Here is a 25,448-nt window from a genome sequence, read left to right as displayed (position 1 = left end):
GCCGCAACACCCTTCGCCTCTCGCGGAGCGTTCCGAACGTGCGGCTGACCCGACGCCGTGACGGTCAGCCGTGGGGCGCGTCGGAGATCTTGGTGTCCGGCTTGCCCAACGTCTGGCAATACGTCAATGCCGACAGCCGGGTGGCCGAGATCTCAGCATTGGCTGGGTCCGTGCCATTCTTGTCCTTCAGCATCTTGCTGACCTCGTCGTTCTGCTTCTTCTCGTCCTGCGAGGTGAAGTCCTTGCACTTGGTGTCGCCGCCGGTGTTGATGACCTGCGAGGCCGAACACGCGCTGGACAGCAGCACGGCGGCGATCGCGAACGTGGCAGCCGCGATTTGCTTCATCATTTGCCTTCCTGGAGCCGAGTAGTGGTATCAGTACACCAAATCGGCCGATTCGAAACCCCGCCGTGCGATTGCCCCGGTGACCCAGCCGTTTGCGCCGCGTGCATCCCGCCGGCGAATGGGAATAACTGCGACGTCCAAGTCGTCGTTTAGGGTTCGTCGGTTCCCACCGCGCCGAGACCAGAGGGGAGGAACGTCCGGTGTCCTCGTCCAACGGGTCAACTCCGCCGTCGACTTTGGCCGCGCTGGACAAGGGTGACAGCCCGGATGCGACCCGGGGTACGTTCGCCGGCGTCCTGGTGTTGTTGCTGTCCATCGGCTGGGTGGCCAACCACTTCGTCGCGTTGATGCCCCTGCTCAGCGTTCGCCAGCACCTCAGCTCGGCCACGCTCGATGCGATCTTCGGCATCTATGCGCTGGGATTGCTGCCCGGTCTGCTCGTCGGCGGGCGCGCCTCGGATGCGTTCGGTCGTCGGTCGGTGGCACTGGCGGGGTCGGCGACCGCCGTGGCGGGGACCGTGGCCATGTTGTGTTCGCAGCAGTACGACGTTCTGCTGCTGGGCCGCCTGGTCGTCGGGCTCGGCGTCGGGCTGGCCATGAGTTCCTGCACCGCGTGGGCCTCGGACCTGAAAGGTCCTGCCGGCGCGGCCGCCGCAGGCGCGGTGTTGATGCTCGGCTTCGCGATCGGCCCATTCGCGGGAGCGTTGATCGCCGGCGCGGGCGCAGTCGGCATCCGCTTGTCGTTCGGAATCGCGGCCGCCATCGGGGTGGCCGCGATGGCCGTCGCGACCGTCGTGGCTGGGCGCGCCGGGGCCACGGGGCCGGACACCACGCGGGTTTGGGAGCCGTCGAGCACCGCCGGGCAGGGTGCGGCGCGAGCGTTGAGTTGGGCGATGCCGCTGGCGCCTTGGGTGTTCGGCTCGGCGACACTCGGATTCATCACGATCCCCGGCCGCGTGCACAGCGGGCTCGCGGCTCCGATGGCTGCCGGCGTCGCCACGCTGCTGGTCAACGGGATCAGCGGGCTCATCCAAGTGCTCGCCCGCGCGCGCCGGTGGGGGCCGCAGGCCGGTACCGCCGGCGCGGTGCTCGCCGCGCTCGGCTACGCGGTCACCGCGCTCGCCCCGCCGGCCATGTCGCCGGCATTGGGTCTGCCGCTGTTGCTGGTGCTGGGCAGCGCGTCCGGCCTGTGTCTGCGCGAGGGCTTGATCGACCTGGAGGCAGCGGCGCCGAAACGCTTGCGCGGTGCGCTCGTTGGCGCGTTCTACGTGGTGACGTACATCGGTTTCGGCCTGCCGCTGATCTTGACCACGGTCGCGTCGGCGGTTTCGACGACCATCCTCGCCGTGATGGCGGCGCTGGCGTTGCTGACGGCTTTGAGTCGCGCGGTTCGACTGCGCCGGGACGCCCACCGCCAGGGCTGACCGCCGCCAACGGCCTCGCACCCCGGAGGCGCAGGTTTCGCCGGCGCGTTGCCGTTCGCCATTCTGGCAGTGCGGTTCTCGATCACGCTGGCGGCGTTCGTGATCTGCTCGCGCCCGCTACGACACTAGCCGGCGGAGGGAGAACAGGCCGGTGATCAGAGGAGTTCGCGCAGAGCCTCGATCAGCTTGACCCGCTCGGCGGGTGTGGACGCGATGGGCGAGACATTGAGGGTGGTAACCCCCGCCTCGCGGAATGCGGCCAGGCGATCCTTGACGAATTCGCGGCTGCCGATGAGGTTCACGTCTCGCACGAGTTCGTCGGGCACGACCTTCGCGGCGCCGTCCTTGTCCCCGGCGAGGTAGAGCTCTTGAATCCGATCGGCCTGCGGGCCGTAGCCGTACTTGGTGGCCAGGGCGTGGTAGAAGTTCTTGCCCTTGGCTCCCATCCCGCCGATGTATAGGGCCAGGTGAGGTTTGACGAATTCCCTAAGCGGTTCCACGTTTTCGCCGATGGCCAGCACCGGTCCGGCGTAGATGTCGAGCTCACCCAGATTGGGGTCGCGCTTGGCCCGGCCGGCGGCCAGCGACTCTCCCCACACCTCCGACGCCTTCTCGGGCAGGTAGAAGATCGGCTGCCAGCCCTCGGCGACCTCGGCCGCCAGCTCGACGTTCTTGGGCCCCAGGGCCGCCACCAGTATCGGAATACGTTCCCGGACAGGCTGATTGATGAGCTTGAGCGGCTTGCCAAGGCCGGTGCCCTGCCCGGCGGGCAGTGGAATCGTGTAGTACTTGCCCTGGTGTTTGAGCGTCTCGCGTCGCCACACCTGGCGGCAGATGTCGATCACTTCGCGGGTGCGTGCGATCGGCGCGTCGTACGGGACACCGTGGAAGCCCTCGATGACCTGTGGGCCGGAAGCGCCCAGGCCGAGCGTGAACCGACCGTCGGAGACGTAGTCGAGACCGGCTGCGGTCATCGCGGTCAGTGTGGGCGTCCGGGTGTAGAGCTGCAGGATCCCGGAGGCCAGTCCGACCCTGTCGGTACTGGCGGCCAGGTACCCCAGCGCGCTCACCGCGTCGAACGAATACGCCTCGGGGACAAAGACAATGTCGAGCCCGGCCCGCTCGAGGTCGGCCACTTCGGCGGCCACTTCCTTGAAACCGCCCGCGTAGTTGATGCCCAATCCGATTCGCATGCTTGCTCCTACGCGGTGGTGAGCTCGTCGGCCAGCTTGAGCGCTTCTTGCTGGATTCGGTCGAACTGGGCGCCCATCGCCTCCGACAGCGCCTTCGCGCCCGACAGCGGTCGCACCATCACCACGAAGTCGTCGATGAGACCGTCATCGTTGAAGTGCAGGAAGTCGCAGCCGGTGATCCTCACCCCCGGCGCTCCCGCGATTCCGGTCTCGAACACGAACGCAAGGTCGCGCCCGCTGCCGTCGTGGATTTCGCGGACGTAGTGAAAGTCCTCGAAGATGCGCATGACGCCGCGCAGGATCGCCGCGGTGATCGGCTTGCCGACGTAGGGTTTGAACGCCACCGGGCTGGTGAACACCACGTCGTCGGCCAGCAGCGCCTGGATGCCCTTCTCGTCGCGTTCTTCGACCGCCTTGCGGAACGGATGCATCCGACACCTCGCCTCGTGGATTCGTTTCAGGAGTGCCGTTGACGCTATGCCGCCCGTCCGGTCATGTCCATAGTGCGATTAATCACTTTGTTGATTACTCACCAGGTTGTAGCCTAGGTCGATGTCGCTGCGGGATGCGGTATTGGCGGCCCTCCTCGAGGGGGAGTCCTCCGGGTACGACCTGGCCAAGGAATTCGACGCCTCGGTCGCGAACTTCTGGATGGCCACGCCCCAGCAGCTGTATCGCGAACTCGACCGGCTCGCCGAGCAGGGTCTCATCGCGGCGCGGGTGGTGCACCAAGAGCGGCGGCCCAACAAGCGCCTGTTCTCGCTGACCGAAGCCGGTCACGAGGCGATCCGGGAGTTCACCGCGCGGCCGCCCAAGCCGTCGGTGATCCGCGACGAACTGCTGATCAAGGTCCAGGCCGCAGACGCCGGCGACACGCGCGCGGTACGTGAGTCCATCGTCGAACGACTGCAATGGGCGACGGCCAAACTGCAACGCTACGAACGGTTGCGTGCGCGCGTGCTCGACGGACGCGACGAGGAGGATTTCCTGGCCCACGCCCAGCGAATCGGTCCCTACCTGACGCTGCTGCGCGGAATCGCGTTCGAGGAGGAGAACATTCGGTGGGCCGAGCATGCGCTGGCCGCCGTCGACCGCCGCCTGTCCGCACCGGCCAGGAAGACCCGTCCCCGTCGTCGGTGATCCCGGGTTGGCGTCACCGCGCCGTCGTCCAGCGCTCCCTACCGCCAGGCGAACACCGGTTGCTCCAGCTCGCCGACCGGGTCGTGACGGCCTTCCAGACACCACCACCGCAGCTGCAGCAGCACTGCGCCGGTCGGCGCGTGAATGAGGTCGTTCCCCAGCGGGATCTGCACCACCGGGCGGGGGCTCTCCGGGATGGTGATGAACCGCGGCGAATCGTCGCGTTGCAGTTGGTGCAGCCCCACCCGGTACACCGCCACCACCTCGTCAGGCGCCGGCCGGGGGTCGAGCCGGCCGCCGCCCCAGATCACCACCGGGGTGATGACGTACCCGGACCGGGTCGGGTAGTCGTCCAGGAGTCCCAGCACGGTCGAGTCGGGCAGGGTGATGCCGACTTCCTCGTGCAGCTCCCGCAGTGCCGCGTCGACGGCCGTCTCACCCGCGTCGAGCCGCCCACCGGGCAGTGCCCACTGCGCAGCATGTGAGCTGAGACGGGATGCCCTGCGGCACAACAGGAATGCCGCACCCCCAGACACGTCGACCATGCGTCCGTCGAGGCCGGCCTCCGGCAGCGGGCGGTCACCGTTCCACTCGTCCACCGGCGCCGGGTCGACCCGGTCCTCGCCGGGGGTCGAGTCGACCAGCACCACGGCAACCGCCGCGTGCCGCTTCGTCGGGTCGGTCACCTCGCGACGGTCATGGCCCGCCAGGTGGCCCCGAATCCGCTCGCACAGCGCGTCGTCATACGGGATGGTCACGGGTTCGAGACTATGCCGGAGCCGTCCGCGGTCGACGATCCGCCGCCGCAAACGGCAATCGGGTACCCGATGAACGCCGAGCCCGCCGGCCTCGTAGGTGTCCACGTATGGGAGGAGACGGATGAAGGTCATCGGTATCGAGGAGCACTACAGGTTTGCGGCCATAGCCGAAGAGCACCACAACCACGGCCTGGATTCGGCGGCCGAACTGCTGATGCACGCGGGCTACGGCTCCCCCGGAGCGGATGGGGAGTGGCCGCCGGGAATCAACGACCTGGGCGAGGGCCGGATCGCCGCGATGGACGCCGCGGGCATCGACGTGCAGATCCTCTCGCACGCCGTCCCGGGCCCCGAGACGCTGGAGCCCGCGGTGGCGGTCGAGCTGGCCCGGCGGGCCAACGACGGGGTGGCGGCGGCGATCGCCCGGCACCCGGATCGGTTCCGCGGCTTCGCCACCCTGCCCATGCGCGACCCGGCGGCCGCCGCCGGCGAGCTCGAGCGCACCGTCCGAGATCACGGCTTCGTGGGTGCCCTGATCAACGGCCATGTCAGCGGCCGCTACCTCGACGACATCTTCTTCTGGCCGGTTTTCGAATCCGCCGAAACCCTCGGCGTACCAATCTTTTTGCACCCCACTGTGCCGCCGCAGCCGGTCATCGACGCCTACTACGCCGGGTTCGATCGCAAGATAACGGCACGGTTGGCGGCCGCCGGGCTCGGCTGGCATATCGACACCGGGGTGCACTGCCTGCGGCTGATCCTCGGCGGGGTGTTCGACCGGTTTCCGCAACTGCAGGTCATCGTGGGGCACCACTTCGAGGCGCTCAGCTGGATGGGATGGCGGACCGACTACTCTTTTCCGACGGCCGAGACGGGCCTCAAGCGCACCGTGAAGGAATACCTGCGGGAGAACTTTTACGGCGGCATCCTCGCCGGTGACTTTTTCAGCCAGGCGCCCGGCGCTATGGATCCGAGTTGGAGCCTGTCTTTCAACGCCTACCTGGCGATGGTCAACGTCATCGGGATCGACCGCGTCGTCTTCACCGCCGACTATCCCTACGGAAACATCAAGGCGTGCCGGGAGTTTCTCGATCGGATGCCGATCAGCCAGGCCGACCGCGCGAAGATCGCCCACCGCAACGCCGAGCGCCTGCTGAGGCTTTGAGCGCCGGCAACCGTCGAGGTGGTTAACTACGACCATGCAACGAGATCCGGTGCTGGCGCGACGCTTCTTCGACCGGTTCGAGCCGGTGCACGCGGTGACGTATTTCGCACCGGAGGCGCGGGCGGCGTTGGACGGGCTGGGCTACCGGGGTTTCTGGATGGGTTACTTCGCCGCCCGGTCGGCGCCGCTGGGGATCGTCCCCCGCGAGGTCATCACCGCGATCTTCTACAACTTCGCGCCCGAGCGGGTCGCCAGGGCGTTGCCGGCGGCATGGCAGATCGCGGGGCCCGACGTGGCATTACGCGCCCGGCAGGAATCCGCGGTCGCGGCGCTGCGCCGCTACGGCCTCGACGAGAACGAGAATGTCGCCGCCGCAGCGGAATTAGCGGGTAAGGCGGCCCGGCACGCACCGCTCGACGGGCGGCCACTGTTCGCAGCCAACCTGGGACTGCCGTGGCCGGACGATCCGCTGGCCGCCCTGTGGCACGCGACCACGTTGCTGCGCGAGCAGCGGGGCGACGGGCACGTGGCGGTGCTGGCCGCCGCCGGGATCTCGGGGCGCGAATCCAATGTCTTACACGCCGCGGCGGGTGGGGTGCCTCGCGAATACATCGCGCGCACCCGCGATTACGACGAAGCGGCGTGGCGGCACCACGAGCAGCGCCTGGCCGAGCGCGGGCTACTGGACGACGACGGGTCGCTGACGACGGCAGGCCGGGAACTCAAGGATCACATCGAGCGGTCCACCGACACGCTCGCCCTCTCAGCGCTCGACGCGCTCACCGACGACGAGGTGGAGACGTTGTTCCGCGCGCTCACGCCCCTCACCCGCGCCGTGGTCGCCGGCGGAGACGTCCCCGGCCTGACGCCGATGAGCCTGCGCCGCGACGAATTGCATGACGACAGCGCACATTTGACCGTGAACGACGGGTTAGCCTAACCCTATGGGCAATCAGCGAGTTCCCGGCGGGGTGGTGCACAAGCTTCCGGCGGACCTGCGCGAGTCGTTGATCGGCAACACCGCGGCCCTCGCCGCGTGGCAGGACATCACGCCCTTGGCCCGCAACGAGTTCATCTGCTGGGTCGAGGACGCCAAGCAGGAAACCACCCGGCAGCGCCGCATTCGCCGGACGCAGGAGGAGTTGGAAGAAGGCAAGCGCCGGCCGTGCTGCTGGCCCGGGTGCAAGCACCGCGAGCGCACCGGCAAGTAGTTGTCAGCGGGCGAGCGGTTTGTAGAACACCAGGCCGTTGCCCTTGTTGTCGTAGACCACGGCGCGGCGTTCGTGTGCGTCGTCGTACGGGGCCTTGACGATTCCGCCGCCGCTGGCCTCCACCGCCTTCGCCGCGGCGTCGACGTCGGCGGTCTTGATGCCGACAACGACCTGACCCGGGATGGGATGGTCCACGGGGGTCGCGAGCGCGAGAGTGACCGGTCCGCCGTCGAGGGCCGAGAAGTGCGCTCCGTCGCGGAATTTCAGCGGCATGCCCAGGGTCTCGCCGTAGAACCGGATCGACTCGTCGAGGTCGTCGGTCGACAGGATGATCATCTTCACTTCGTGGTCGCTCATGGGCCCTCCTCTGGCTGGATGGCATAGAGACTAAGCCGAGAGGGCCGCTCGGGGAAGGCGCCGAACGGCAGATTCTTTGCGCCGACGAGGATTTAGGTGCGGCCGGCCGGAACTATCTGCCCGTCAAGATAATCCATCGGCGGCCCGCCGCCGCGTCCAACGTCGCGGTCGGCCACCGCGGTGGCCAGGACAGCGCCATCCTGAATGGTCCCGACGATCTCGACCCGGTCGTTGACCGTGAAATGCGTAGCGGCAGCCGCGGATTGGCCGCCGTGACCGATGAGCGTCGTATTGGGGGTGACGAGGTAGGTCTGGGTGTACCCGTTGGCGCTGCGCGCGGTGACCGAGCCCGCCGACACCGCAATCACCGTGCCCTCCTGCCGCACCGGCTGCGCTGCCGCAGGCGGCTCCTGGCTCGCCTCGATCGTTCGCTTTTCGCTGTGCGGGACGTTGAGCACCAGGGCCCCACACGCCGCAGCGCACAGCATTGCCGCCGAAACGACTTCGCATGCCGTTGCGACACCCGACCGGCGCCGCGCGGCCGCCAGCGGTCTTTGCTCCGGGGTCGCGCTCATTCGATGCTTGGCACCCACGATCAGTCCTTCCCTGCGGTTTTGCGCCGACGAAGGTCGACGCGGACCGAATCAGGTTGTTGCTCGTGGTTTTACCCCGGGCGGGGTGCCGATAAACCGGCCCGGCGGGCCAGCTGTGGGACGCCGGATCGGTGCCCGGGTCGTCAGCCCTTGGTCAGGGTGAATTGCGCGACGTCGGTGTAGCCCTCGCGAAACAGGTCGGCGCAACCGGTCAAGTACTTCATGTACCGGTCGTAGACCTCTTGGGACTGAATCGCGATGGCCTCGTCGCGGCGCGACTCGAGCGCGGCCGCCCAGGTGTCGAGGGTGCGCGCGTAGTGCAGGCGCAGCGGCTGGACGAGCTTGACACCGAACCCGGCGCGCCCGGCGTGCTCCACTACGGTCTTGGCGGCGGGCAGGTCACCGCCCGGGAAGATCTCGTCCATGATGAATTTCATGAACCGCAGCTTCGTCATGGTGATGGGCAGCCCGCGCTCGGCGAACTCTTCCTGGCTGGGCTGGATGATGGTGTGCAGCATCATCACGCCGTCGGCAGGCAGCGCCTCGTAGGCCATCTTGAAGAAGTCGGGGTAGCGGTCGCGCCCGAAATGCTCGAAGGCGCCGATGGAGACGATGCGATCCACCTTTTCGTCGAACTGCTCCCAGCCCTGCAGCAGCACGCGCTTGCTGCGCGGGCTGGGGTGCTGGTCCAGACGCTGCTGCACGTGCGCCTGCTGGTTGCGGCTCAGGGTCAGGCCGACGACGTTGACGTCGTAGCGCTCGAGCGCCCGGACGATGGTGGTGCCCCAACCGCAGCCGATGTCGAGCAGCGTCTGGCCCGCTTGCAGCCCGAGCTTGCCGAGCGACAGGTCGACCTTCGCAAGCTGCGCCTCTTCCAGGGTCATGTCGTCGCGCTCGAAGTACGCGCAGCTGTAGGTGCGCGTCGGGTCCAAAAACAGCGCGAAGAACTCGTCGGATAGGTCGTAGTGCGCCTGGACGTCGTCGAAATGCGGCTCTAGGCTCACGGGCTCGCTGCGGTTCTCAGGCACAAACAACCTCTGCTGTGGTGGATTTTTGCGGCGTTCGATCAAGGGCGATCGACACGCTGGTGCCCTAGTGTATCCGGACGGTGTATGCCGCCCTTCTGGAGTGTTCCCGGCCGGTTGACGGGCCCGCCACTATGGGACACCATGGCCGCGAACCGTAGCGGTGAGGGAGGTGGGGCGGCGCGATGGCTGACATCACCATGTTGATCCTCGCCGACCACGAGTGGTTCCGCGAACAGTTCGCCCAGCTGGACTACCTGCAGGCGCAGACGCCGACCGACGAGACCGCGCTGGCGCGGGTGTGGCGTCCCCTCGCCGACAAGCTCGACGTGCACGCCTATATCGAAGAGAAGATCTTCTACCCGCAGTTGCTGAAGCGGGGCACCGCCGACGCCGAAGGCGAGACACTCGACGCCATCGGGGATCACAACGACATTCGCGACGGGGTGCGCGACGCCGACGCGGCCGGGGTCGGCACCGAGCAGTGGTGGGCGGCGGTCGGCCGCACCCGGGAGGCCAACGACGAGCACATGGGCGAAGAGGAGCGGGAAGGGTTGTCCGACTTCCGCCGCGCAGCCCCCATCGGCCTTCGCGAAGCGCTCGGGCGGCAATACAGCGACTTCATGGCCGAGCATCCCACCACCGAGGGGTTACCGATCGTCGACCGCGACCCCGAGCGCTACGTCGAGGATATTGAGGCCACCACGCAGTCGACGCCGCCGGAGCAGTCAACGCCCAAGGATTTCTCGCTCCGCATCGGCAGCCTGAAAGGTCAGTGAGTTCCCGCCGACCTTAGCGCGGCCACTACGATCGGCCACCGGTCGATGGAGACGATAGAGCCGGTTGGGAGTGCGATTTTGTTCGGCCCACGAGACTTCTGGGTACGCAATCCGTCGATGAATGCACGGGGCCGCCGGAGGAAATGGGCACGCAAAGACATCAGGGTCGCCGACCCGGCCATGCGCCAAACCATCATGGGGACCGCGATCGGCAACTTCATGGAGTGGTACGACTTCGGCGTTTACGGCTACATCGCCACCACCATCGCCCAGGTTTTCTATCCCGGTAAGAGCGTCAGCGGCGTCCACTTGATCGCCACGTTCGGCACGCTGGCCGCAGCGTTCGTGGTGCGCCCGCTCGGCGGGTTCATCTTCGGCCCTCTCGGCGACCGCATCGGACGGCACCGGGTCCTTGTGGTCACCATCCTGATGATGACGGTGAGCACCACCGTGACCGGTTTGCTGCCCGGTTACAGCACCATCGGCATCTGGGCGCCGATCCTGCTGGTCATCGCCCGCATATTCCAGGGGTTGTCGACCGGCGGTGAGTATGTCGGCGCGATGACCTATCTCGTCGAGCAGGCCCCCGACCACAAACGCGGCATGATGGTCGGGTTTCTGCCGATGGGCAATCTGGTCGGCTTCGTGCTCGCCGGGATGATGGTGACCGGGCTGCAGACCTGGCTCCCCGACGACGCCATGCTGGCCTACGGGTGGCGGATCCCCCTGCTGCTGGGCGCACCCTTCGGCCTGTTCGCGCTGTTCCTGCGGCTACGGCTCAAGGAGTCATCCGCCTACCGGAACGCGACGGAGGGGGCGCAGCACTCGGGCGGGCGTAAACAACAATTTCGGCGCACCGTCGTGGATCAGTGGCGGGGCCTGCTGATCTGCGCGGCACTGGTGCTGACCTCTCAGGTCGCCGACTTCATGCTGACGGGCTACCTGCCGACGTACCTCAAGCTGTTCGTCCGCGTCGGCCATACCGCCGGACTGGTGATGATCGTGGTGACGCTGGCGATCCCGATGGTCACCGTGGTGCTCGTCGCCGCGCTGTCCGACCGCATCGGCGTCAAACCGATCATGTGGACGGGCTGCGCACTGCTGGTCGTGGGTTCCATCCCGGCGTTTCTGCTCATCCGCTTCGGCGCCATCTATCCGGTGATCTTCCTCGGGGTGCTGCTGATCGGGCTGATGGAGCTGTGCTTCGACAGCACAGCGCCCGCGATGCTGCCGGCCCTGTTCCCCACCAACGTGCGGTACGGGTCGCTGGCCATCTCGTACAACATCTCGATATCGGCGGTGGGCGGCACCACGCCGCTGATCGCCCAGGCGCTGGTGTCGGGCACCGGCAACGTCATGGCGCCCGCCTACATGCTGATCTTCGGTGGGCTGGTGGGCGCCGTCACGCTGCTGTTCACGCCCGAGGTCGCCAGGAAGCCGCTGCCCGGGTCCGGGCCCGCGGTGGAAAGCGAGCGGGAGGCGCGCGAGCTGGCCGACGACGTCAGGTGATCGAAAGGCACTGGGAAAGAAGCGCTTTCAACGGGTCCACGCCACGACGTTTATTTCGCGTATTCCGGCCTACTCCTAACACATGAGAACCGCTTTTCACCATCGGTTGGGAACGCTCACCGAACAACTCGGGGCGATGTGCGCGATGGCCGGGGAGGCGATCGGACAGGCCACGGTTGCGCTGCTCAACGCCGACCTGGCCCTGGCGGAACGGGTCATCGCAGGCCAGGAGGACGTCGTCGCCGTCAACGCTCGCGTCGAGGAGAACGCGTTCACCCTGCTGGCATTGCAGGCGCCGGTGGCCACCGATTTGCGGGCGGTGGTCAGTGGCATTCGGATCGCCACGGATGCCCAGCGGATGCGGGCGCTGGCGGTCCACGTGCCCGAGATCGCCCGCATGCGCCATCCCCGCAATGCCGTGCCGGATGACGTGCGCCGACACGTCGCCGAGATGGGTGAGGTGGCCGAGCAGCTGGCCGGTGTCGCCCGAGAAGTGTTGCTGGACCAGGATCCTCGCCGAGCGGCACAGATTCGCCGCGACGACGACGCGATGGACGAACTGCATCACCAATTGTTGGCGGCGCTGGTGGATCCCGGATGGCCGCACGGTGTCGCCGCCGCGGTGGACGTCACCCTGTTGGGGCGCTTCTACGAGAGATTCGCCGACCACGCCGTTCAGATCGCTCGGCGGGTCATCTTCCAAGCCACCGGGCACTAGGCCGAAAGCGGCTGCCACCAAACGGGTTTCGGCGGCCTGTGTGAGAAGTCCCGGCTTGGGTATATAAGCGATGTGCTTCCTCGTCATCGTCGTCACGTCGCCCCCGTCGGCTCCGGGCCGGCGCGCTGATGGCGAATCCCAGGCCGGTTCCCGATGACCTGCGTCGGTTGGCCGCGGCACACGGGGTGGCCACCTCCTACCGCAACGAGCGGCGCGAGCCCGTCGATGTCGACGCAGACGTCGTAATCCGCGTACTCGGCCTGCTCGACGTCGCCGCCGCCAGCGAAGCCGACCGTCGCCGCGAGTTGGCCAAGCTGGCCGAGCGCGACCGGGCGGGCGCCCTGCCACCCACCGTTTCCGTACGCCTGGATGGGCGGCCCCGCCCGCTGCCCGGCGCGGCCGTCCTGGTGAGCGAGGACGGCGATCGCACCGAGGTGCGCGACGAGCTGCCCGGCTACCTGACCCCGGGCTGGTATCGGCTGCAACTGCGTGACGGGCAGGAGGCAACCCTGGTAGCGGCGCCACCCCAGGTGCCCGCGGCCCCCGCCACCTGGGGCTGGATGCTGCAGCTCTACGCCCTGCGCTCGGCCCGCTCCTGGGGCATCGGCGACCTGGGCGATCTGCGGGAGTTCATGAACTGGACCGTCGCCGAGCACGGCGCCGGCGCGGTGCTGCTGAACCCGCTCAGCGCCCCCGGGCCGACCCATCCGGTGCAGCCGTCGCCCTACACCCCCTCCAGCCGACGGTTCGCCAACCCGCTGGCGCTGCGCGTCGAGGACCTCGACGCCTACCGCAGCGCCGACCCGGACACCCGCGCCGAGGTGGATGCGCTGCGGGTCTCGGCAACCACCGAACGCATCGACCACGACCTCGTGTGGGCGGCCAAGCGGTCGGCGCTGGAGCTGCTCTGGCGCGCCGAGGGCCGGCCCAGTCCGCTGGACGAATCGGCCGCCGGCACGGGCCTGCGCGACTGGGCCACATATTGCGCGCTGGCCGAGCGGCACGGCGGCCGGTGGAGCCGCTGGCCGCAGCCACTGCGTGACGTCGCCGGACCGGCCGTCGCGGCGGCGCGGCGAGAGCTGGCGCCCCGGGTGGCGTTCCACGCCTGGGTGCAGCAGCGCTGCGCCGAGCAGCTGGTCGCCGTGCGCGACACCGCCAGAAGCGCAGGGATGGCCCTGGGGGTGTTGCACGACCTCCCGGTCGGGGTCGACGCCGAGGGCGCGGACGCGTGGGCGCTGGCCGACGTGCTCGCCACCGGGGTGAGTGTGGGGGCGCCGCCGGACAACTTCACTCCCCGCGGGCAGGACTGGGGGCTGCCGCCGTGGCGGCCGGACCGCCTCGCCGCCACCGGCTATGCCGCCCTGCGCGACATGCTGCGCGCCGTCGTGACCTACGCCGACGGTCTGCGGATCGACCATGTCGCCGGCCTGTGGCGGTTGTGGTGGATTCCCCCGGGCGACGGCCCGGATCGCGGCACCTACGTGCACTATGACGCCGACGTCATGCTCGCCGTCCTCGCCCTGGAGGCGCACCGGGCCGGAGCCACCGTGGTCGGCGAGGACCTGGGCACCGTCGAACCGGAGGTGACTGAGGCGCTGGCCGGCAACGGGATGCTGGGGTGCGCGGTGTCGTGGTTCACCCGCGACGAGTCCGCCCCCGGGGAGCCGCTGCTGGCGCCGGCGCAATGGCCGGCGCGGGCGGCCGCCAGCCTGTCCACCCACGACCTACCCACGGCCGCGGGCTTCTTGCGCGCCGAGCACGTGCGGGCCCGCGCCGACCTCGGGCTGCTCGACGACGCGGCGGGTGAGCGGTCGGTGGCCGACAAGGAGCGGGCCGAGTGGTTGGAGATGCTGCGGTCCGAGGGCCTGCTCAGCGACCCGGATCCGGACGAGGGGGCGATCATCACCGCGATGCACCTGTTGCTGGCGGCGACGCCGAGCCGCCTGAAGCTGATTTCGCCTTACGACGTGTTGGCCGAACCCCGGCAGCCCAATCTGCCGGGCACGATCGACGAGTACCCGAACTGGCGGCTCCCGCTCCCGAAGACGCTGGAAGAGCTACACACCGACCCCAGGGTCGCCGAGATCACTGCCGCCTTCCGCGAGTCGGCCTAACCGAGTCACGCGTGCCGCAACACCAGCAGCTCGCTGGTCAGTGTCCCCTCGTCGAGCAGCCGGCCGATCTGTGCACTCTGGCGTTCGGCCAACTGCCAGGCCTCCGTGTGCCCGTGCCGATTGCTCAGTGCGTCCGTCACGGCGTCGATCCGCTCGTTCCACGCGTCGGAGATCGGCGGAAGGTCCGCGGTGCCGAGCCGCTGCTCGACGTCCAGCAAAGCGCGCCGGACCAGGTCTAGCAGCCCGCCGGGCGTCGGGAAATGGTTGCCGTCCAACGTCTCGTTCGCTTTCTCGCCGTGGGCGAGAAAGACGAGCAGGCCGATCCGGCCGCCCGGCCGGACGACGCGGCGCAGCTCCTCGAGGACCGCCAGGTGATCCGGTGTCGTGCTCAACACGCCAAGTGCCCACGCGGCGTCGAAGCTCGAGTCCGCCACCGGTAGGGCCGACCCGACCGCACATGCCACCGGGAAGCCGAACAACTTCTTCGCCGCGCGGCACGCACCCGTCTCCGGCTCGATGAGCACCGGCCGCACCGAGCGCTGTCGCGCCGCGTAGGCCGCGGGGCCCCCGACGCCCGCCCCCGAGTCCAGCAACGTGGCACCGGGAGCCAGGCCCATCTCCGCTACCAGCCAATCGAGGGCGGCCGGACTGCCACTGCCCCTGCACCCGGCGGGCACGTGATAATCCGGCCCGAGGTCGGCGGCCACCTGCGCCGTCCACTCGGCGACGGTGTCGAACTCTGCCTCCATCGCTTCCGTCATCGGCGCCCCTTCTCCTCATCGCTCCGCTCTGCATCGTCGGCGGCGCGCGTCATCGGCGCCCCTTCTCCTCATCGCTCCGCTCTCATCGGCGCCCCTTCTCCTCATCGCTCCGCTCTGCATCGTCGGCGGCGCGCGTCATCGGCGCCCCTTCTCCTCATCGCTCCGCTCTGCATCGTCGGCGGCGCGCGTCATCGGCGCCCCTTCTCCCCGTATTCGGCGACCGACCTCCGCCTTGATTTCGGCCCCGATGCGCCCGCCCGACGCGGACGCCAAACCCGACACGTTGACTCCCTCGACACCCTCGATCGAGAGCAGCGCGCAGGCCTCGGCCACCGCCGCCTCGATACCGGCAGACACCGGATCCGGCGCCCCCAATACCCGCTCCGTCATGGCCTGATCGAGTTCCAGGCCGGGCAGGCCTTGCAGCACCGCCGCGGAGACGCTGTCGGTGAACACCGCGACCGCCGCGATCACCGGGATCGCCAGCCCCGCCGCCCGCGCCGCCGTCACGAAGTCGGCCACCATCTCGGGACGGGGCACGTGGTTGAGGACAGCCAGGCTCGCTCCGGCCCGTTGCTTCTCGACCAACCGGGCGGGCCGGGCCGCTACGGGCGGGGCGGTGGGCGTTTCGGGCACCGCGGCGACCACTCCTGTCGAAGCGGCCAGCGAGACCAGGCGGGGCCCGTCGAGGTCGAAGGTCTGCGTGACGTCCGGCCGCACGTCGTAGCCGCGCCCGTCGCCCGTCACGCACAACACCGTCTCCACGTTGATGCTGCGCAACCCCCGCAGTTCCTGCTCGAGCACCACGCGGTTGCGGTCGCGGCACGACAACGTGATCCACGGTGTCACGCCGGCGTCGAGCAGCAATGACCCCATGAGCGTCGGCGGAAAATCGGGTTTGTTCTGGTGCTCCCCGACCAGGACGGCGTCGCACCCGGGCGCCAGCACGGCCGCGGTCGCCGCGACGTCCTGGCGATCGAACGGGGTGCAACTGAAATCGGTGAGCACCAGCGGCGCGCGAGCGGGACGTGCCGCGTGCTGATGGCCCGACCACGCCACCACGCCATCGAACGCGCACGCACCCGGGCGCATCTCGCATTGGCCGTCGGGTCGCACCCCGCCGCACGGTCCGAACTCCATTCGTTTCGGACACTCCAAACCCGCCGACATTTCACTCCCCGTGCGCCAGTGTTCGCATCGATGTACCCAAACGACCGCGCCCGCAAGCCCTTGGGCCCGGGCCGGATTCGGGGTGGCCTTTCGGGATTAGCAAACGCTCAAGGCGGCTACTAGGAGATGGGCGTGTACCGCGCGGACGGTGCAGCGAAACGAACGGGGTTGACCATGGAACCGATATCGCCGACGGATGCGCTGTTCCTCATCGGCGAGTCCCGCGAGCACCCGATGCACGTGGGATCGCTTCAGCTCTTCGAGCCGCCCGAGGACGCCGGGCCGCATTTCGTCCGCGAGGCATATCAGGCCATGCTCGAATGCACGGATGTGCAGCCGTTGTTCCGCAAGCACCCGGCCTTCTTCGGCGGCCTGACCAACCTCGCGTGGTCGTTTGACAACGACGTCGAGCTCGACTACCACCTGCGCCGCTCGGCCCTCCCCGAGCCCGGGCGGGTCCGCGATCTGCTGGAGCTGGCGTCTCGGCTGCACGGCAGCCTGCTCGACCGCCACCGCCCGATGTGGGAAGCCCACCTCGTCGAGGGGCTGCAGGACGGCCGGTACGCCGTGTACACGAAGTACCACCACTCCCTAATGGACGGCGTATCCGCGATGCGGCTGGTGCAGCGCGCGTTCACCCCCGACCCGGACGACGACGAGGTGCGCGTCCCGTGGACCCTGGGGCCGCGCAAACGCAGCAAGGAGCACAAAAGCCGGTCGCTGCTCGAGCGCGCCGGCCGCACCGCGGGGTCGGCGCTCGCCCTGGCGCCATCCAGCCTGAAGTTGGCCCGGGCGGCGCTGATCGAACAGCAACTCACCCTGCCGTTCCGCGCGCCGCGCAGCATGTTCAACGTCCGGATCGGCGGTGCCCGGCGGGTGGCCGCGCAGTCGTGGTCGCTGGACCGCATCAAGGCGGTCAAATCGGCGGCCGGGGTGACGGTCAACGACGTCGTGCTCGCCATGTGCTCCGGGGCCCTGCGGGCCTACCTCCTGGAGCAGGATGCCCTGCCCGACGCCCCGCTGACCGCGATGGTGCCGGTCAATCTGCGCAAGACCGACGACGACCGTGGCGGCAACCTGGTCGGAACGTTCCTGTGCAACCTGGCGACCGACCTCGATGACGCGGGGCGGCGCCTGGAGATCGTCAGCACGTCGATCCGCGACACCAAGGAGATCTTCCAACAGTTGCCGTCGGTTCAGCAGCTGGCCCTGTCCGCGTTCAATATCGGCGGCCTGTTCTTCGGGCTGATCCCCGGGTACCTGTCGGCGGCCTCACCGCCCTTCAACATCGTCATCTCCAACGTGTCCACCGGTCCCTCCGAGCCGCTGTACTGGCGTGGCGCCCGGTTGGACGGCAACTATCCGCTGTCCATCCCACTCGACGGGCAGGCGGTCAACATCACGGTCACCAACAACGCCGACAACCTCGACTTCGGTCTGGTGGGCTGCCGCCGCAGCGTCCCGCACCTGCAGCGGCTGCTGGGCCACCTGGAGACCTCGTTGAAGGACCTCGAGCGCGCGGTCGGTGTGTGAGCGGGTGACGGCTAGGGCCTGGTGGTGTAGTCCAGGCACACCGTCGTGCCGTTGGGCCGCGCGTTGATGGTGCAGTGGTCGGCGAGCGCGTGCATCAGCAGGAGGCCGCGGGAGCGCCGGGGGTCGTGGACCCGCTGCGGCGAGGGGTGGTGCCAGGATCCACGATCGCTGACGCACACGCTGATCGATTGGGCGGCGGGATCGTAGCTGGCCTGCAGTTTCATGGTGCCGACCGTGGTCTGGGCGCGGTACGCGTGCTCGACGCAGTTGGCCAGCGCCTCGTTCACGCCCAGAATGATGTCGTCGCGCACCTCAGCCGGGGCGTCGGTCACGTCTTGGAGCCACCGGCGCAGGGCGCGGCGCAGTTCCGCCGCCGTCACGGCGTCGGCGGCACCGGCGCAGGTCAATCGCGCGGGCGTCACGACCCTGGGTGGAAGTAGTGAGGTCATGCTAAGGACATACCCCGGTGCGGGTGGGGTGCTAAACCCGTTCGCGTCTCGCTTTGGCCACAGGCGGGTACACGTTCGGAATCGGGTTGCCGTACAACGACATACAGAGGGATCCTATGGAATTCCGTGCCTTCATCGAACCGCAACAGGGCGCCGGTTATGCCGATCAGGTCGCCGTCGCCCAAACCGCCGAGCAGCTGGGCTTTGCAGCGTTTTTCCGGTCCGACCACTACCTGGCGATGAGCGGCGACGGCCTGCCGGGTCCCACCGACTCGTGGGTGACCCTGGGCGCGATCGCACGGGAGACGTCGAGCATCCGGCTGGGCACCCTGGTGACCTCCGCAACGTTTCGCTATCCGGGTCCGCTGGCCATCGCGGTGGCGCAAGTGGACGACATGAGCGCGGGGCGTGTCGAATTCGGCCTGGGCAGCGGCTGGTTCGAGAAGGAGCACCGGGCGTACGGGATTCCCTTTCCCCCGCTGCGGGAGAGGTTCGACCGGCTCAGCGAGCAGCTGGCCATCGTCACAGGGCTGTGGACGACGAAGCCGGGTGAGACCTTCGACTACGCCGGCAAGTACTACACCATCAGCGGCTCGCCGGCGCTGCCCAAACCGTTGCAGAGCCCGCATCCGCCGATCGTCATCGGCGGTCTCGGCGCCAACCGCACCCCGCAGCTGGCGGCGAAGTACGCGGCCGAGTTCAACATTCCGTTCGCGCCGATCGACGTGGCCGAGAAGCAATTTCGGCGGGTGGCGGACGCGGTCACCGAGGCGGGCAGGCCGGCCGACTCGATGGTCTACTCGAGCGCATTCGTGCTCTGCGCCGGCCGCCGCGACCGAGAGGTGGCCCGCCGCGCCGCCGCGATCGGCCGCGACCTCGACGAGTTGCGTTCGAACAGCCCGCTGGTCGGCACTCCCGCGGAGATCGTCGACAAATTGGGCACCTGGAAACAGATTGGCGTGCAGCGCGTCTACACCCAGCTGCTGGACCTGACCGATCTGGCGCACCTGGAATTGTTGGCCAGCGAGGTTATGCCACAACTGCTCTGAGGCTCATACCGACTCGGCGTCGGCACGTTCCTCCTCGAGCCGATCCTTGCTGCGCAGCAGCCGAAGCAGCGTCACGAACAGCAGCCCGCCGATCATGTTGCCCACCACGGTGTAGCCGAACCAGCCCAGCCACGTCAGGTAACCGAACGGCGCATTCCCGGTAACCAGCGCGCCGAAGATCAGCAACGAATCCAGAATCGAATGGAACAACCGCAGCCCGGCGAGCAGGAACGCGGCGGCGACGGCGGCGGCGATCTTGGCCGGCACGGAATCGGTGCCGTGCTGCATCCGGGTCATCAGCGTGATGACCATGCCGCCCAGGATCGCCAAGACCATGCTCTGCGCCGACACCGGCGCGGTGGCGAAATGGGTGCCGGACTCGATGGTCTGGGCGTGCAGCTCGGGGAAGCCCGTCATGATCAGCCACATGATCACCCAGCCGCCGACGAGGTTGGCGAACATGGTGCCGCCCCACAGTTTGGCCAGCTGGCGGAGGCTGGCGCGTTTGGCGGCCACCGTCACGACGGGAATGATGAAGCCCTCGGTGAACAGCTCGCTGCGGCCCAGGAGTAGGGCCAGGAAGCCGATCGAGAACGCCAACCCGGCCAACAGCGGCCGGTGGGTGGCGTCCAACACCGACAGGTAGGCGAGCACTCCGATCCCCACCTCGGTCCCGCCGAAAAAGCCGGTGACCAACACGCCGCGCCAGGTGCGGTGCAGACGCTGGGTGCCCTCGCTCAGCATCCTGCTGAAGGCATCCTCGAGCTCGTCCTCGATGGGACTGTTGGTGTCTCCGAGCTCGCGTTGGGTGGTGTCACTCATGGTGGATGGCCTAGTACCCGTTAATCGGGGGCTGGACCATCCGGTGTGAGGCATCTGACAGGAGCGCGTCCCCGCTGTCACCTGCGCGGTCGCAGCACCGGTGTCACCAGCTCACCGGTGTCGAGATAACTCTCCAGGTTGCGGATCGCCAGCAGCGCCATCGCCCTGCGCGTCCGGGCAGTGGCGCTGCCGATGTGCGGGAACAGCACCACGTTGTCCATGTCCAGCAGCTCGGCCGGCACATGGGGTTCGTCGACGAAGACGTCCAGGCCCGCGCCGGCCAAGGCGCCGCCGGCCAGCAATTCCACCAGCGCGTCCTGGTCGACGACGCTGCCGCGCGCGATATTGATGAGGTAGCCCTCGGGGCCCAACGCCTCGAGGACGCTCCGGTCGACCAGCCGGCGCGTCTTGGGGTCGCCCGTGGTGGCCACGACGAGGACGTCGACCGATTCGGCCAGTTCCACCGGCGAGTCGGCGTAGCGGTGCGGCGATCCGTCGATGCGGTGGCGGTTGTGATACGCGATGGCACAGTCGAATCCGACCAGCCTGGTCGCTATGGCCGAACCGATGCGGCCCAGGCCCAAGATCCCGACCTGCAAGCCGCTGACGTCGCGGGCGTAGGGGAATGGCCCGTCGCGCACCCAGCCGCCCGCCCGCACGTAGCGGTCGGCGGCTCCGAAACGGCGCAGGGTCATCAGGATCAGGCCCACGGCGGTGTCGGCCACGGTGTCCGAAAGCACGTCGGGCGTGTTGCTGACGCCGATGCCGAGACGCCGCGCCGCGGGCAGATCGATCAGGTCCACCCCGGCGCCGTTGTTGACGATCACCTCCAGGCGGGGCAGCGCCGCCATCGTGTCGGCGTCGACGCCGGGCGACCCCGACGTGAGCACCACACGGATGTCGGCCGCACGCTCCGCCAGGAAATCGGCTCGTTCGGGTCCCTCTGGGAGCTTCGAAATCTCGTAGCACGCAGTCAGCTCGGCTTCGAATGTCGGCTCGAAGTCTCCGACCCGCAGCACGTTCCTGATCTTTTTCGTGGTCACCCGTCCATCATCGAGCGTCGGCGAAATATCCGGACAACGGCCTTCGTTGTGGTTCTCGACGGTGTCGGACATTCCCCCGGGTACCACCCCAAAACCGTCGCTTCGAGCGACCACTTGCCGAGAGGCGCGAAGACGGCACCGTCCCAAACTTTTTCATTGCGCGCGGGAAGCAATCCCCCGGCGGCTTGGTTGCACCGCCAATGCGCATTGGAGTTGTGTTCCCGCAAACCGAGCTCGGTGGAGACCCCGCGGTCGTGCGTGCGTACGGCGAGGGCGTCGAAGGACTCGGATTCACCCACATCCTCGCCTACGACCACGTGCTGGGCGCCGACCCGAACGTGCACCAGGGCTGGGATGGCCCCTACGACATCGATTCGACGTTCCATGAGCCCTTCGTCATGTTCGGCTACCTCGCCGCGATCACTTCCCTGGAACTCGTCACCGGTGTCATCATCCTGCCGCAGCGACAGACGGCGCTGGTGGCCAAGCAGGCCGCTGAAGTCGATCTGCTCACCGGCGGGCGATTCCGGCTTGGTGTCGGATTGGGCTGGAACGCAGTCGAATACGAGGCGCTGGGCGAGAAGTTCAGCAATCGCGGCAAGCGTTCCGAGGAGCAGCTCGAGCTGCTGCGCCGGCTGTGGACCGAACGATCGATCACCTTCGACGGGAAGTACCACACGGTGACCGCGGCGGGGCTGGCCCCGTTGCCCGCCCAGCGTCCGATCCCCGTGTGGATCGGCGCGGCGTCGGACCGCGGGCTGCAACGCGCGGGACGTCTCGCGGACGGCTGGTTCCCGATGACGGCTCCCGGCCCCGGTCTCGACCATGCGCGGGAACAGGTGCGGCGCGCGGCCGCAGCGGCCGGCCGCGACGCGGAAAGTCTCGGGATGGAAGGCCGGGTCAGCTGGGCCGGCGACCGCGCGAAGGCCGCGGCCGACATCGCGGCCTGGCGGGCCGCGGGCGCCACCCATGTGTCGGTCAACACGATGAATGCCGGCCTCGCGACAGTCGATGATCACCTCGCCGTGCTGACGCGGATCGCCGCCGACCTCATCTAGCGGCGCTGTGGCTAGCCGGGGTTCGCTTCGACCAGGCTGAGGTGGACCGCGCGACTGCTGCCCTTCGACGACTTGCTCACGCGTCCATAGGGTTCCATCGGTCCGTTATGGACCTTGACCGCTCCCCCCATGGCGCAGTGCCGCCGCTGCCAGTCGCTGATCGCCTGATGGGCAGCGTGATCGAGGTAGTTGGCGACCAGGTGGACGGTGACCGTGGTGCGCTCGGGGATCGTCGCGAGCACACCCGTCAGCCGGGGCAGGGCCAGGAAGGTGCACGCCCCTTCGATGAACACGTGCCATTCGTCGCCCACGGGCTTCGCCTCCACCCTGGCCCGAACCACCCGCCAACCGGTCACGACGACCGCCACGGCCAGCCCAATCATTACGCCGTGCAACAGGTTCAGGAAGACGACGCCGACAATGGTCACCAGGTAGACGACGAGATCGCCATTGCGCGATGCGGTCTCGATGTGTGCGGGCTTCAGCAGCTCGATCCCGATGACGATGAGTAAGCCGGCGAGCGCCGCGGTGGGGATCTGTTCGACCAATCCCGCGAAGGGGACGGCGAACAACAGAATCCAGACGCCGTGCATGATCGTCGACGCGCGGGTTTTTGCACCCGCGTTGACATTAGCCGCGCTGCGCACGATCACGCCGGCAATGGGAAGCCCGCCTATTGCGCCCCGAGACCATGTTCGCCGCGCCCTGCCCGATCAGCTCCCGGTTGAAATCGGTGCGCGGCCCGGTGTGCATACGGTCGATCGAGACCGCGGTCAGCAGGCTTTGGACGCTGGTGATCAGCGTGACCGTGATCACCGCGATCACGACGGCCCCCCAATTCCCGTCCGGAAGCTGCGGCAGCTGCAGTGCCTCCAGCACCGAGCCCTCCAACCTGATGCGGGATACGTTGAACGGCAACACTACCGACATGACCGTAACGACGACGATGGCGACCAGTGGGCCCGGCACCTTGGCCAACCGGGCGGGTGCCCAGCGCCACGCAACCAGAATGGCGATGACGAGGAGGCCCAGCACGAGGCCCGGCCGATGCGCGCCGGCGATCTGCGCGGGCAGCCCGACGACATTCGTCCAGGCCGAGCTCTGCGATTCACCGCCCAGCAGTACGTGCACCTGTTGCAGGGCGATGGTGATTCCGATGCCGGCCAGCATGGCATGCACGACAACCGGTGAGATCGCCAAGGCGGCGCGCGCAATCCGGCTGATCCCCAACATGACTTGCAGTGCTCCCGCAATGATGGTGATCAAACATGTTACCGCCCAGCCGAACTGGGAAACCAGGTCAGCGACAACGACCGTGAGTCCGGCGGCCGGACCACTGACCTGCAACGGTGATCCGCCGATACAACCAGCAACGACCCCGCCGACGATCGCCGCTATCAAGCCGGACAGCACTGGAGCGTTCGAGGCGATCGCGATCCCGAGTGACAACGGAAGCGCCACCAGGAAAACCACCAAAGAGGCCGGCAAGTCGTATTGCATGGCCGCGCGCCACCGGTCAACTCGATTCGGTTGACCCTCCTGGAAGTCTTGTTGACCTAGCCGCCCGGCTTGTTGCATCGGCCCTCCCTGGAAACGTGCATGAGGAAGCGCGCCGGATATCAGCCCGTGATGCGCCCGGATAGTGCGATGTAAAGCCCTGTGGCACTAGCGATTACCGATCGCGGGAACGTCGTTGTTCTGCTAGCTTGCCTGGCCTATGCATATCGAAGGTATGGGGCAGCCAAGCGGGTCGCAACCTGACGGGCCGCGCGCATATCGAATGCAAATCTTTTGCCGCGGAATGACCGACGGCGCCAATTGCCGAAATAGGTTGGCGCGCGGCTTGTTACTCCAGCACGAAAACCGGTATCTGCCTCGTCGTCTTGGTCTGGTATTCGGCATAGGGCGGATAGGCTTCGACGGCTCGCTGCCACCATTGCTCACGCTCCGGCCCGTCGAGCTCGCGTGCCCTCAGTCCGACGATCCTCTCGCCATCCTGCAGCGTGACCTCCGGATTGGCTTTCAGATTGAAATACCACGACGGGTGCGCCGGGGCACCGCCTTTCGACGCGACCATCGCGTAACGACCGTCGCTTTCGACGCGCATCATCGGCACGTAACGCTTTTTGCCCGATTTCGCCCCGGTGACCGTCACCAGAACGACGGGCCGGTCGAGAATCTCGACCCCGTGGGTCGTGCCCTGTTTCAGGATTTGCTCGGTCTGCTCGCGTACCCAGTCCCTCGGGCTCATTTCGATGTCGTCAGCCATACCTGATCTCAGCACGCCGTCGCGTCTTCGTCATCCCCGGGCGCGTCGCCGAACGGTCGGTCCGGGCCTGGAAGAGTGGGCGGTCAACGCTTAAACGGGCTAACCAATGGCGGAGAGGAGTCGGGTAGTGGCCTGACGGCGATTCTCGAGAAAGCGGGGAACTCGTGCATCAGCCCCATTGACATATATCAGCCTGGTTGATATACAGGTGGTATGTCTCAGCCGACTCAAGATATGTTCGAATCCGCCTACCGGGGCGAGGCCCCCGAGATGGGTGAAGGCAATCGGCCGCCGTGGAGCATCGGCGAGCCGCAGCCGGAGATCGCGGCTCTCATCGAGGCCGGAAAGTTCCATGGCGAGGTGCTCGACGCGGGGTGCGGGGAGGCGGCGGTGTCGTTGTTCCTCGCCGAGCGCGGCTTCACCACGGTGGGCCTGGACCAGTCGCCCACCGCCATCAAACTGGCGCGCGAGAAGGCCGCCAGGCGCGGCCTGACCAACGCGAAGTTCGACGTCGCCGACATCAGTGCCTTCGGCGGCTACGACGGCCGCTTCGGCACGATCGTCGACAGCACGCTTTTTCACTCGATGCCCGTCGAGCTGCGCGAGGGCTATCAGCAGTCCATCGTGCGTGCCGCCGCGCCGGGTGCCTCCTACTTTGTGCTGGTCTTCGACCGCGAGGGCATGCCTGCCGACGGCCCGGTCAATGCGGTCACCGAGGAGGAACTTCGGGACGTGGTCTCCAAGTACTGGGTGGTTGACGACATCCGGCCGGCGCGGATCCACGCCAACGTGCCCGACAGCTTCCTGGAAGGATTCGGGGCCTTCGCCGGCGCAAACATCCGCGACGAGGGCAACGGCCGCAAGTCGATGGGTGCCTGGCTGCTATCCGCTCATCTCGGCTAGCTGACGCGGACGGTCGGGCAGGTTTCGAGCCGTGGGATTCGGGAGATCCTGACTGGAGC

26 protein-coding genes and 1 pseudogene are annotated in these 25,448 nt (G+C 67.9%); 13 read left to right on the top strand and 14 right to left on the bottom strand.

All coding sequences use genetic code 11. The features are described 5' to 3' along the window. Window positions 1-64: 64 nt before the first annotated feature. Window positions 65-349 carry a hypothetical protein gene (locus H7J89_RS09705; protein WP_264042894.1) on the bottom strand — a complete coding sequence of 95 codons (285 nt, stop codon included), beginning with the start codon at window positions 347-349 and terminating at the stop codon, window positions 65-67. A 197-nt stretch (window positions 350-546) separates the two neighbouring features. On the opposite strand from H7J89_RS09705, the gene H7J89_RS09700 reads away from it, so the two are divergent. After that, entirely contained in the window at window positions 547-1,770 is a 1,224-nt protein-coding gene (locus H7J89_RS09700) for an MFS transporter (protein WP_264042891.1), read from the top strand. 155 nt (window positions 1,771-1,925) lie between these two features. Here the strand turns inward: H7J89_RS09700 and H7J89_RS09695 are convergent, their stop codons facing one another. Then, the gene (locus H7J89_RS09695; protein ID WP_264042889.1) at window positions 1,926-2,963 is read right to left on the bottom strand and encodes an LLM class F420-dependent oxidoreductase; all 1,038 of its coding nucleotides are present in this window, start codon (window positions 2,961-2,963) and stop codon (window positions 1,926-1,928) included. 8 nt (window positions 2,964-2,971) lie between these two features. Further along, window positions 2,972-3,394, bottom strand: coding sequence for a nuclear transport factor 2 family protein (locus tag H7J89_RS09690; protein ID WP_264042887.1), 423 nt, complete (start codon window positions 3,392-3,394; stop codon window positions 2,972-2,974). 121 nt (window positions 3,395-3,515) lie between these two features. Between H7J89_RS09690 and H7J89_RS09685 the strand changes: the two genes are divergently transcribed. Next, window positions 3,516-4,103, top strand: coding sequence for a PadR family transcriptional regulator (locus tag H7J89_RS09685; protein WP_264042885.1), 588 nt, complete (start codon window positions 3,516-3,518; stop codon window positions 4,101-4,103). Between the two features lie 38 nt (window positions 4,104-4,141). Here the strand turns inward: H7J89_RS09685 and H7J89_RS09680 are convergent, their stop codons facing one another. After that, entirely contained in the window at window positions 4,142-4,861 is a 720-nt protein-coding gene (locus H7J89_RS09680) for an NUDIX hydrolase (protein ID WP_264042882.1), read from the bottom strand. Window positions 4,862-4,982: 121 nt separating this feature from the next. Here H7J89_RS09680 and H7J89_RS09675 point away from each other — a divergent pair, with 121 nt between their 5' ends. Genes H7J89_RS09675 through H7J89_RS09665 form a run of 3 tightly spaced genes read left to right on the top strand, consistent with a single transcriptional unit; the run spans window position 4,983 to window position 7,237 of the window. Continuing rightward, on the top strand, window positions 4,983-6,026 hold the full coding sequence (locus H7J89_RS09675; protein ID WP_264042880.1) for an amidohydrolase family protein: 1,044 nt from the start codon (window positions 4,983-4,985) through the stop codon (window positions 6,024-6,026). Between the two features lie 34 nt (window positions 6,027-6,060). Beyond that, the gene (locus H7J89_RS09670) at window positions 6,061-6,966 is read left to right on the top strand and encodes an SCO6745 family protein (RefSeq protein ID WP_264042878.1); all 906 of its coding nucleotides are present in this window, start codon (window positions 6,061-6,063) and stop codon (window positions 6,964-6,966) included. A 4-nt stretch (window positions 6,967-6,970) separates the two neighbouring features. Beyond that, window positions 6,971-7,237: a YdeI/OmpD-associated family protein gene (locus H7J89_RS09665; protein ID WP_264042876.1), complete on the top strand. Its 267-nt coding sequence runs from the start codon at window positions 6,971-6,973 to the stop codon at window positions 7,235-7,237. A 3-nt stretch (window positions 7,238-7,240) separates the two neighbouring features. On the opposite strand, the gene H7J89_RS09660 is transcribed toward H7J89_RS09665, so the two are convergent. From H7J89_RS09660 to H7J89_RS09650, 3 genes are all read right to left on the bottom strand, one after another. Beyond that, window positions 7,241-7,594 carry a VOC family protein gene (locus H7J89_RS09660; RefSeq protein WP_264042874.1) on the bottom strand — a complete coding sequence of 118 codons (354 nt, stop codon included), beginning with the start codon at window positions 7,592-7,594 and terminating at the stop codon, window positions 7,241-7,243. A gap of 92 nt (window positions 7,595-7,686) precedes the next feature. Further along, window positions 7,687-8,169, bottom strand: a complete 483-nt coding sequence (locus H7J89_RS09655; RefSeq protein ID WP_264042872.1) for a DUF5666 domain-containing protein — start codon at window positions 8,167-8,169, stop codon at window positions 7,687-7,689. Between the two features lie 161 nt (window positions 8,170-8,330). Beyond that, complete coding sequence (locus H7J89_RS09650) at window positions 8,331-9,215, bottom strand: cyclopropane mycolic acid synthase family methyltransferase (RefSeq protein ID WP_264042870.1); 885 nt, start codon at window positions 9,213-9,215, stop codon at window positions 8,331-8,333. Between the two features lie 182 nt (window positions 9,216-9,397). Here H7J89_RS09650 and H7J89_RS09645 point away from each other — a divergent pair, with 182 nt between their 5' ends. From H7J89_RS09645 to malQ, 4 genes are all read left to right on the top strand, one after another. Beyond that, the gene (locus H7J89_RS09645; RefSeq protein WP_264042868.1) at window positions 9,398-9,991 is read left to right on the top strand and encodes a hemerythrin domain-containing protein; all 594 of its coding nucleotides are present in this window, start codon (window positions 9,398-9,400) and stop codon (window positions 9,989-9,991) included. A gap of 180 nt (window positions 9,992-10,171) precedes the next feature. Beyond that, window positions 10,172-11,500, top strand: a complete 1,329-nt coding sequence (locus H7J89_RS09640) for an MFS transporter (protein ID WP_264043789.1) — start codon at window positions 10,172-10,174, stop codon at window positions 11,498-11,500. An 82-nt stretch (window positions 11,501-11,582) separates the two neighbouring features. Next, window positions 11,583-12,218, top strand: a complete 636-nt coding sequence (gene phoU, locus H7J89_RS09635) for a phosphate signaling complex protein PhoU (protein WP_264042866.1) — start codon at window positions 11,583-11,585, stop codon at window positions 12,216-12,218. A gap of 128 nt (window positions 12,219-12,346) precedes the next feature. Further along, window positions 12,347-14,332 (top strand): 4-alpha-glucanotransferase, encoded by a 1,986-nt coding sequence (gene malQ / locus H7J89_RS09630; RefSeq protein WP_264042864.1) that lies wholly within the window; start codon window positions 12,347-12,349, stop codon window positions 14,330-14,332. 5 nt (window positions 14,333-14,337) lie between these two features. Here the strand turns inward: malQ and H7J89_RS09625 are convergent, their stop codons facing one another. Together H7J89_RS09625 and H7J89_RS09620 are read right to left on the bottom strand one after the other, a co-directional pair. Beyond that, entirely contained in the window at window positions 14,338-15,093 is a 756-nt protein-coding gene (locus H7J89_RS09625) for a class I SAM-dependent methyltransferase (RefSeq protein ID WP_264042861.1), read from the bottom strand. A 135-nt stretch (window positions 15,094-15,228) separates the two neighbouring features. Then, window positions 15,229-16,233, bottom strand: a complete 1,005-nt coding sequence (locus H7J89_RS09620; RefSeq protein WP_308205113.1) for a methylenetetrahydrofolate reductase — start codon at window positions 16,231-16,233, stop codon at window positions 15,229-15,231. Between the two features lie 204 nt (window positions 16,234-16,437). On the opposite strand from H7J89_RS09620, the gene H7J89_RS09615 reads away from it, so the two are divergent. Then, complete coding sequence (locus tag H7J89_RS09615) at window positions 16,438-17,796, top strand: WS/DGAT/MGAT family O-acyltransferase (RefSeq protein ID WP_264042857.1); 1,359 nt, start codon at window positions 16,438-16,440, stop codon at window positions 17,794-17,796. 11 nt (window positions 17,797-17,807) lie between these two features. On the opposite strand, the gene H7J89_RS09610 is transcribed toward H7J89_RS09615, so the two are convergent. Beyond that, entirely contained in the window at window positions 17,808-18,245 is a 438-nt protein-coding gene (locus tag H7J89_RS09610) for an ATP-binding protein (RefSeq protein WP_264042855.1), read from the bottom strand. 116 nt (window positions 18,246-18,361) lie between these two features. Here H7J89_RS09610 and H7J89_RS09605 point away from each other — a divergent pair, with 116 nt between their 5' ends. Then, a complete protein-coding gene (locus tag H7J89_RS09605) occupies window positions 18,362-19,294 on the top strand; it encodes an LLM class F420-dependent oxidoreductase (protein WP_264042849.1) in 933 nt (310 codons plus the stop codon). 3 nt (window positions 19,295-19,297) lie between these two features. On the opposite strand, the gene H7J89_RS09600 is transcribed toward H7J89_RS09605, so the two are convergent. Further along, complete coding sequence (locus H7J89_RS09600) at window positions 19,298-20,116, bottom strand: formate/nitrite transporter family protein (protein WP_264042770.1); 819 nt, start codon at window positions 20,114-20,116, stop codon at window positions 19,298-19,300. A gap of 77 nt (window positions 20,117-20,193) precedes the next feature. Beyond that, window positions 20,194-21,231 (bottom strand): 2-hydroxyacid dehydrogenase, encoded by a 1,038-nt coding sequence (locus tag H7J89_RS09595; RefSeq protein ID WP_276041892.1) that lies wholly within the window; start codon window positions 21,229-21,231, stop codon window positions 20,194-20,196. Between the two features lie 128 nt (window positions 21,232-21,359). Here H7J89_RS09595 and H7J89_RS09590 point away from each other — a divergent pair, with 128 nt between their 5' ends. Then, window positions 21,360-22,217 carry an LLM class F420-dependent oxidoreductase gene (locus H7J89_RS09590; protein WP_264042754.1) on the top strand — a complete coding sequence of 286 codons (858 nt, stop codon included), beginning with the start codon at window positions 21,360-21,362 and terminating at the stop codon, window positions 22,215-22,217. Between the two features lie 11 nt (window positions 22,218-22,228). On the opposite strand, the pseudogene H7J89_RS09585 reads toward H7J89_RS09590, so the two are convergent. Then, window positions 22,229-23,795 (bottom strand): annotated as a pseudogene (locus H7J89_RS09585) (SulP family inorganic anion transporter). Window positions 23,796-24,063: 268 nt separating this feature from the next. Continuing rightward, window positions 24,064-24,486: a nitroreductase family deazaflavin-dependent oxidoreductase gene (locus tag H7J89_RS09580; RefSeq protein WP_264042747.1), complete on the bottom strand. Its 423-nt coding sequence runs from the start codon at window positions 24,484-24,486 to the stop codon at window positions 24,064-24,066. Between the two features lie 213 nt (window positions 24,487-24,699). Between H7J89_RS09580 and H7J89_RS09575 the strand changes: the two genes are divergently transcribed. Then, the gene (locus tag H7J89_RS09575; protein WP_264042740.1) at window positions 24,700-25,389 is read left to right on the top strand and encodes a class I SAM-dependent methyltransferase; all 690 of its coding nucleotides are present in this window, start codon (window positions 24,700-24,702) and stop codon (window positions 25,387-25,389) included. The last annotated feature ends 59 nt before the right edge of the window (window positions 25,390-25,448 follow it).

Source organism: Mycobacterium paraffinicum (genome assembly GCF_025822865.1).
Lineage (GTDB): Bacteria > Actinomycetota > Actinomycetes > Mycobacteriales > Mycobacteriaceae > Mycobacterium > Mycobacterium paraffinicum.
The sequence above is the reverse complement of the archived record's forward strand: the minus strand, read 5'-3'. Positions and strand labels throughout refer to the sequence as shown.

Bases quoted from the DNA above. Each gene is read 5' to 3' on its own strand.
- malQ (WP_264042864.1), top strand. From the start codon at position 12,347: ATGGCGAATCCCAGGCCGGTTCCCGATGACCTGCGTCGGTTGGCCGCG.
- H7J89_RS09660 (WP_264042874.1), bottom strand. From the start codon at position 7,594: ATGAGCGACCACGAAGTGAAGATGATCATCCTGTCGACCGACGACCTC.
- H7J89_RS09640 (WP_264043789.1), top strand. From the start codon at position 10,172: ATGCGCCAAACCATCATGGGGACCGCGATCGGCAACTTCATGGAGTGG.
- H7J89_RS09605 (WP_264042849.1), top strand. From the start codon at position 18,362: ATGGAATTCCGTGCCTTCATCGAACCGCAACAGGGCGCCGGTTATGCC.
- H7J89_RS09705 (WP_264042894.1), bottom strand. From the start codon at position 349: ATGATGAAGCAAATCGCGGCTGCCACGTTCGCGATCGCCGCCGTGCTG.
- H7J89_RS09600 (WP_264042770.1), bottom strand. From the start codon at position 20,116: ATGAGTGACACCACCCAACGCGAGCTCGGAGACACCAACAGTCCCATC.
- H7J89_RS09575 (WP_264042740.1), top strand. From the start codon at position 24,700: ATGTCTCAGCCGACTCAAGATATGTTCGAATCCGCCTACCGGGGCGAG.
- H7J89_RS09670 (WP_264042878.1), top strand. From the start codon at position 6,061: ATGCAACGAGATCCGGTGCTGGCGCGACGCTTCTTCGACCGGTTCGAG.
- H7J89_RS09610 (WP_264042855.1), bottom strand. From the start codon at position 18,245: ATGACCTCACTACTTCCACCCAGGGTCGTGACGCCCGCGCGATTGACC.
- H7J89_RS09615 (WP_264042857.1), top strand. From the start codon at position 16,438: ATGGAACCGATATCGCCGACGGATGCGCTGTTCCTCATCGGCGAGTCC.
- H7J89_RS09595 (WP_276041892.1), bottom strand. From the start codon at position 21,231: ATGTCCGACACCGTCGAGAACCACAACGAAGGCCGTTGTCCGGATATT.
- H7J89_RS09620 (WP_308205113.1), bottom strand. From the start codon at position 16,233: ATGGAGTTCGGACCGTGCGGCGGGGTGCGACCCGACGGCCAATGCGAG.
- H7J89_RS09655 (WP_264042872.1), bottom strand. From the start codon at position 8,169: ATGAGCGCGACCCCGGAGCAAAGACCGCTGGCGGCCGCGCGGCGCCGG.
- H7J89_RS09580 (WP_264042747.1), bottom strand. From the start codon at position 24,486: ATGGCTGACGACATCGAAATGAGCCCGAGGGACTGGGTACGCGAGCAG.
- H7J89_RS09690 (WP_264042887.1), bottom strand. From the start codon at position 3,394: ATGCATCCGTTCCGCAAGGCGGTCGAAGAACGCGACGAGAAGGGCATC.
- H7J89_RS09695 (WP_264042889.1), bottom strand. From the start codon at position 2,963: ATGCGAATCGGATTGGGCATCAACTACGCGGGCGGTTTCAAGGAAGTG.
- H7J89_RS09675 (WP_264042880.1), top strand. From the start codon at position 4,983: ATGAAGGTCATCGGTATCGAGGAGCACTACAGGTTTGCGGCCATAGCC.
- H7J89_RS09685 (WP_264042885.1), top strand. From the start codon at position 3,516: ATGTCGCTGCGGGATGCGGTATTGGCGGCCCTCCTCGAGGGGGAGTCC.
- H7J89_RS09665 (WP_264042876.1), top strand. From the start codon at position 6,971: ATGGGCAATCAGCGAGTTCCCGGCGGGGTGGTGCACAAGCTTCCGGCG.
- phoU (WP_264042866.1), top strand. From the start codon at position 11,583: ATGAGAACCGCTTTTCACCATCGGTTGGGAACGCTCACCGAACAACTC.
- H7J89_RS09625 (WP_264042861.1), bottom strand. From the start codon at position 15,093: ATGACGGAAGCGATGGAGGCAGAGTTCGACACCGTCGCCGAGTGGACG.
- H7J89_RS09645 (WP_264042868.1), top strand. From the start codon at position 9,398: ATGGCTGACATCACCATGTTGATCCTCGCCGACCACGAGTGGTTCCGC.
- H7J89_RS09590 (WP_264042754.1), top strand. From the start codon at position 21,360: ATGCGCATTGGAGTTGTGTTCCCGCAAACCGAGCTCGGTGGAGACCCC.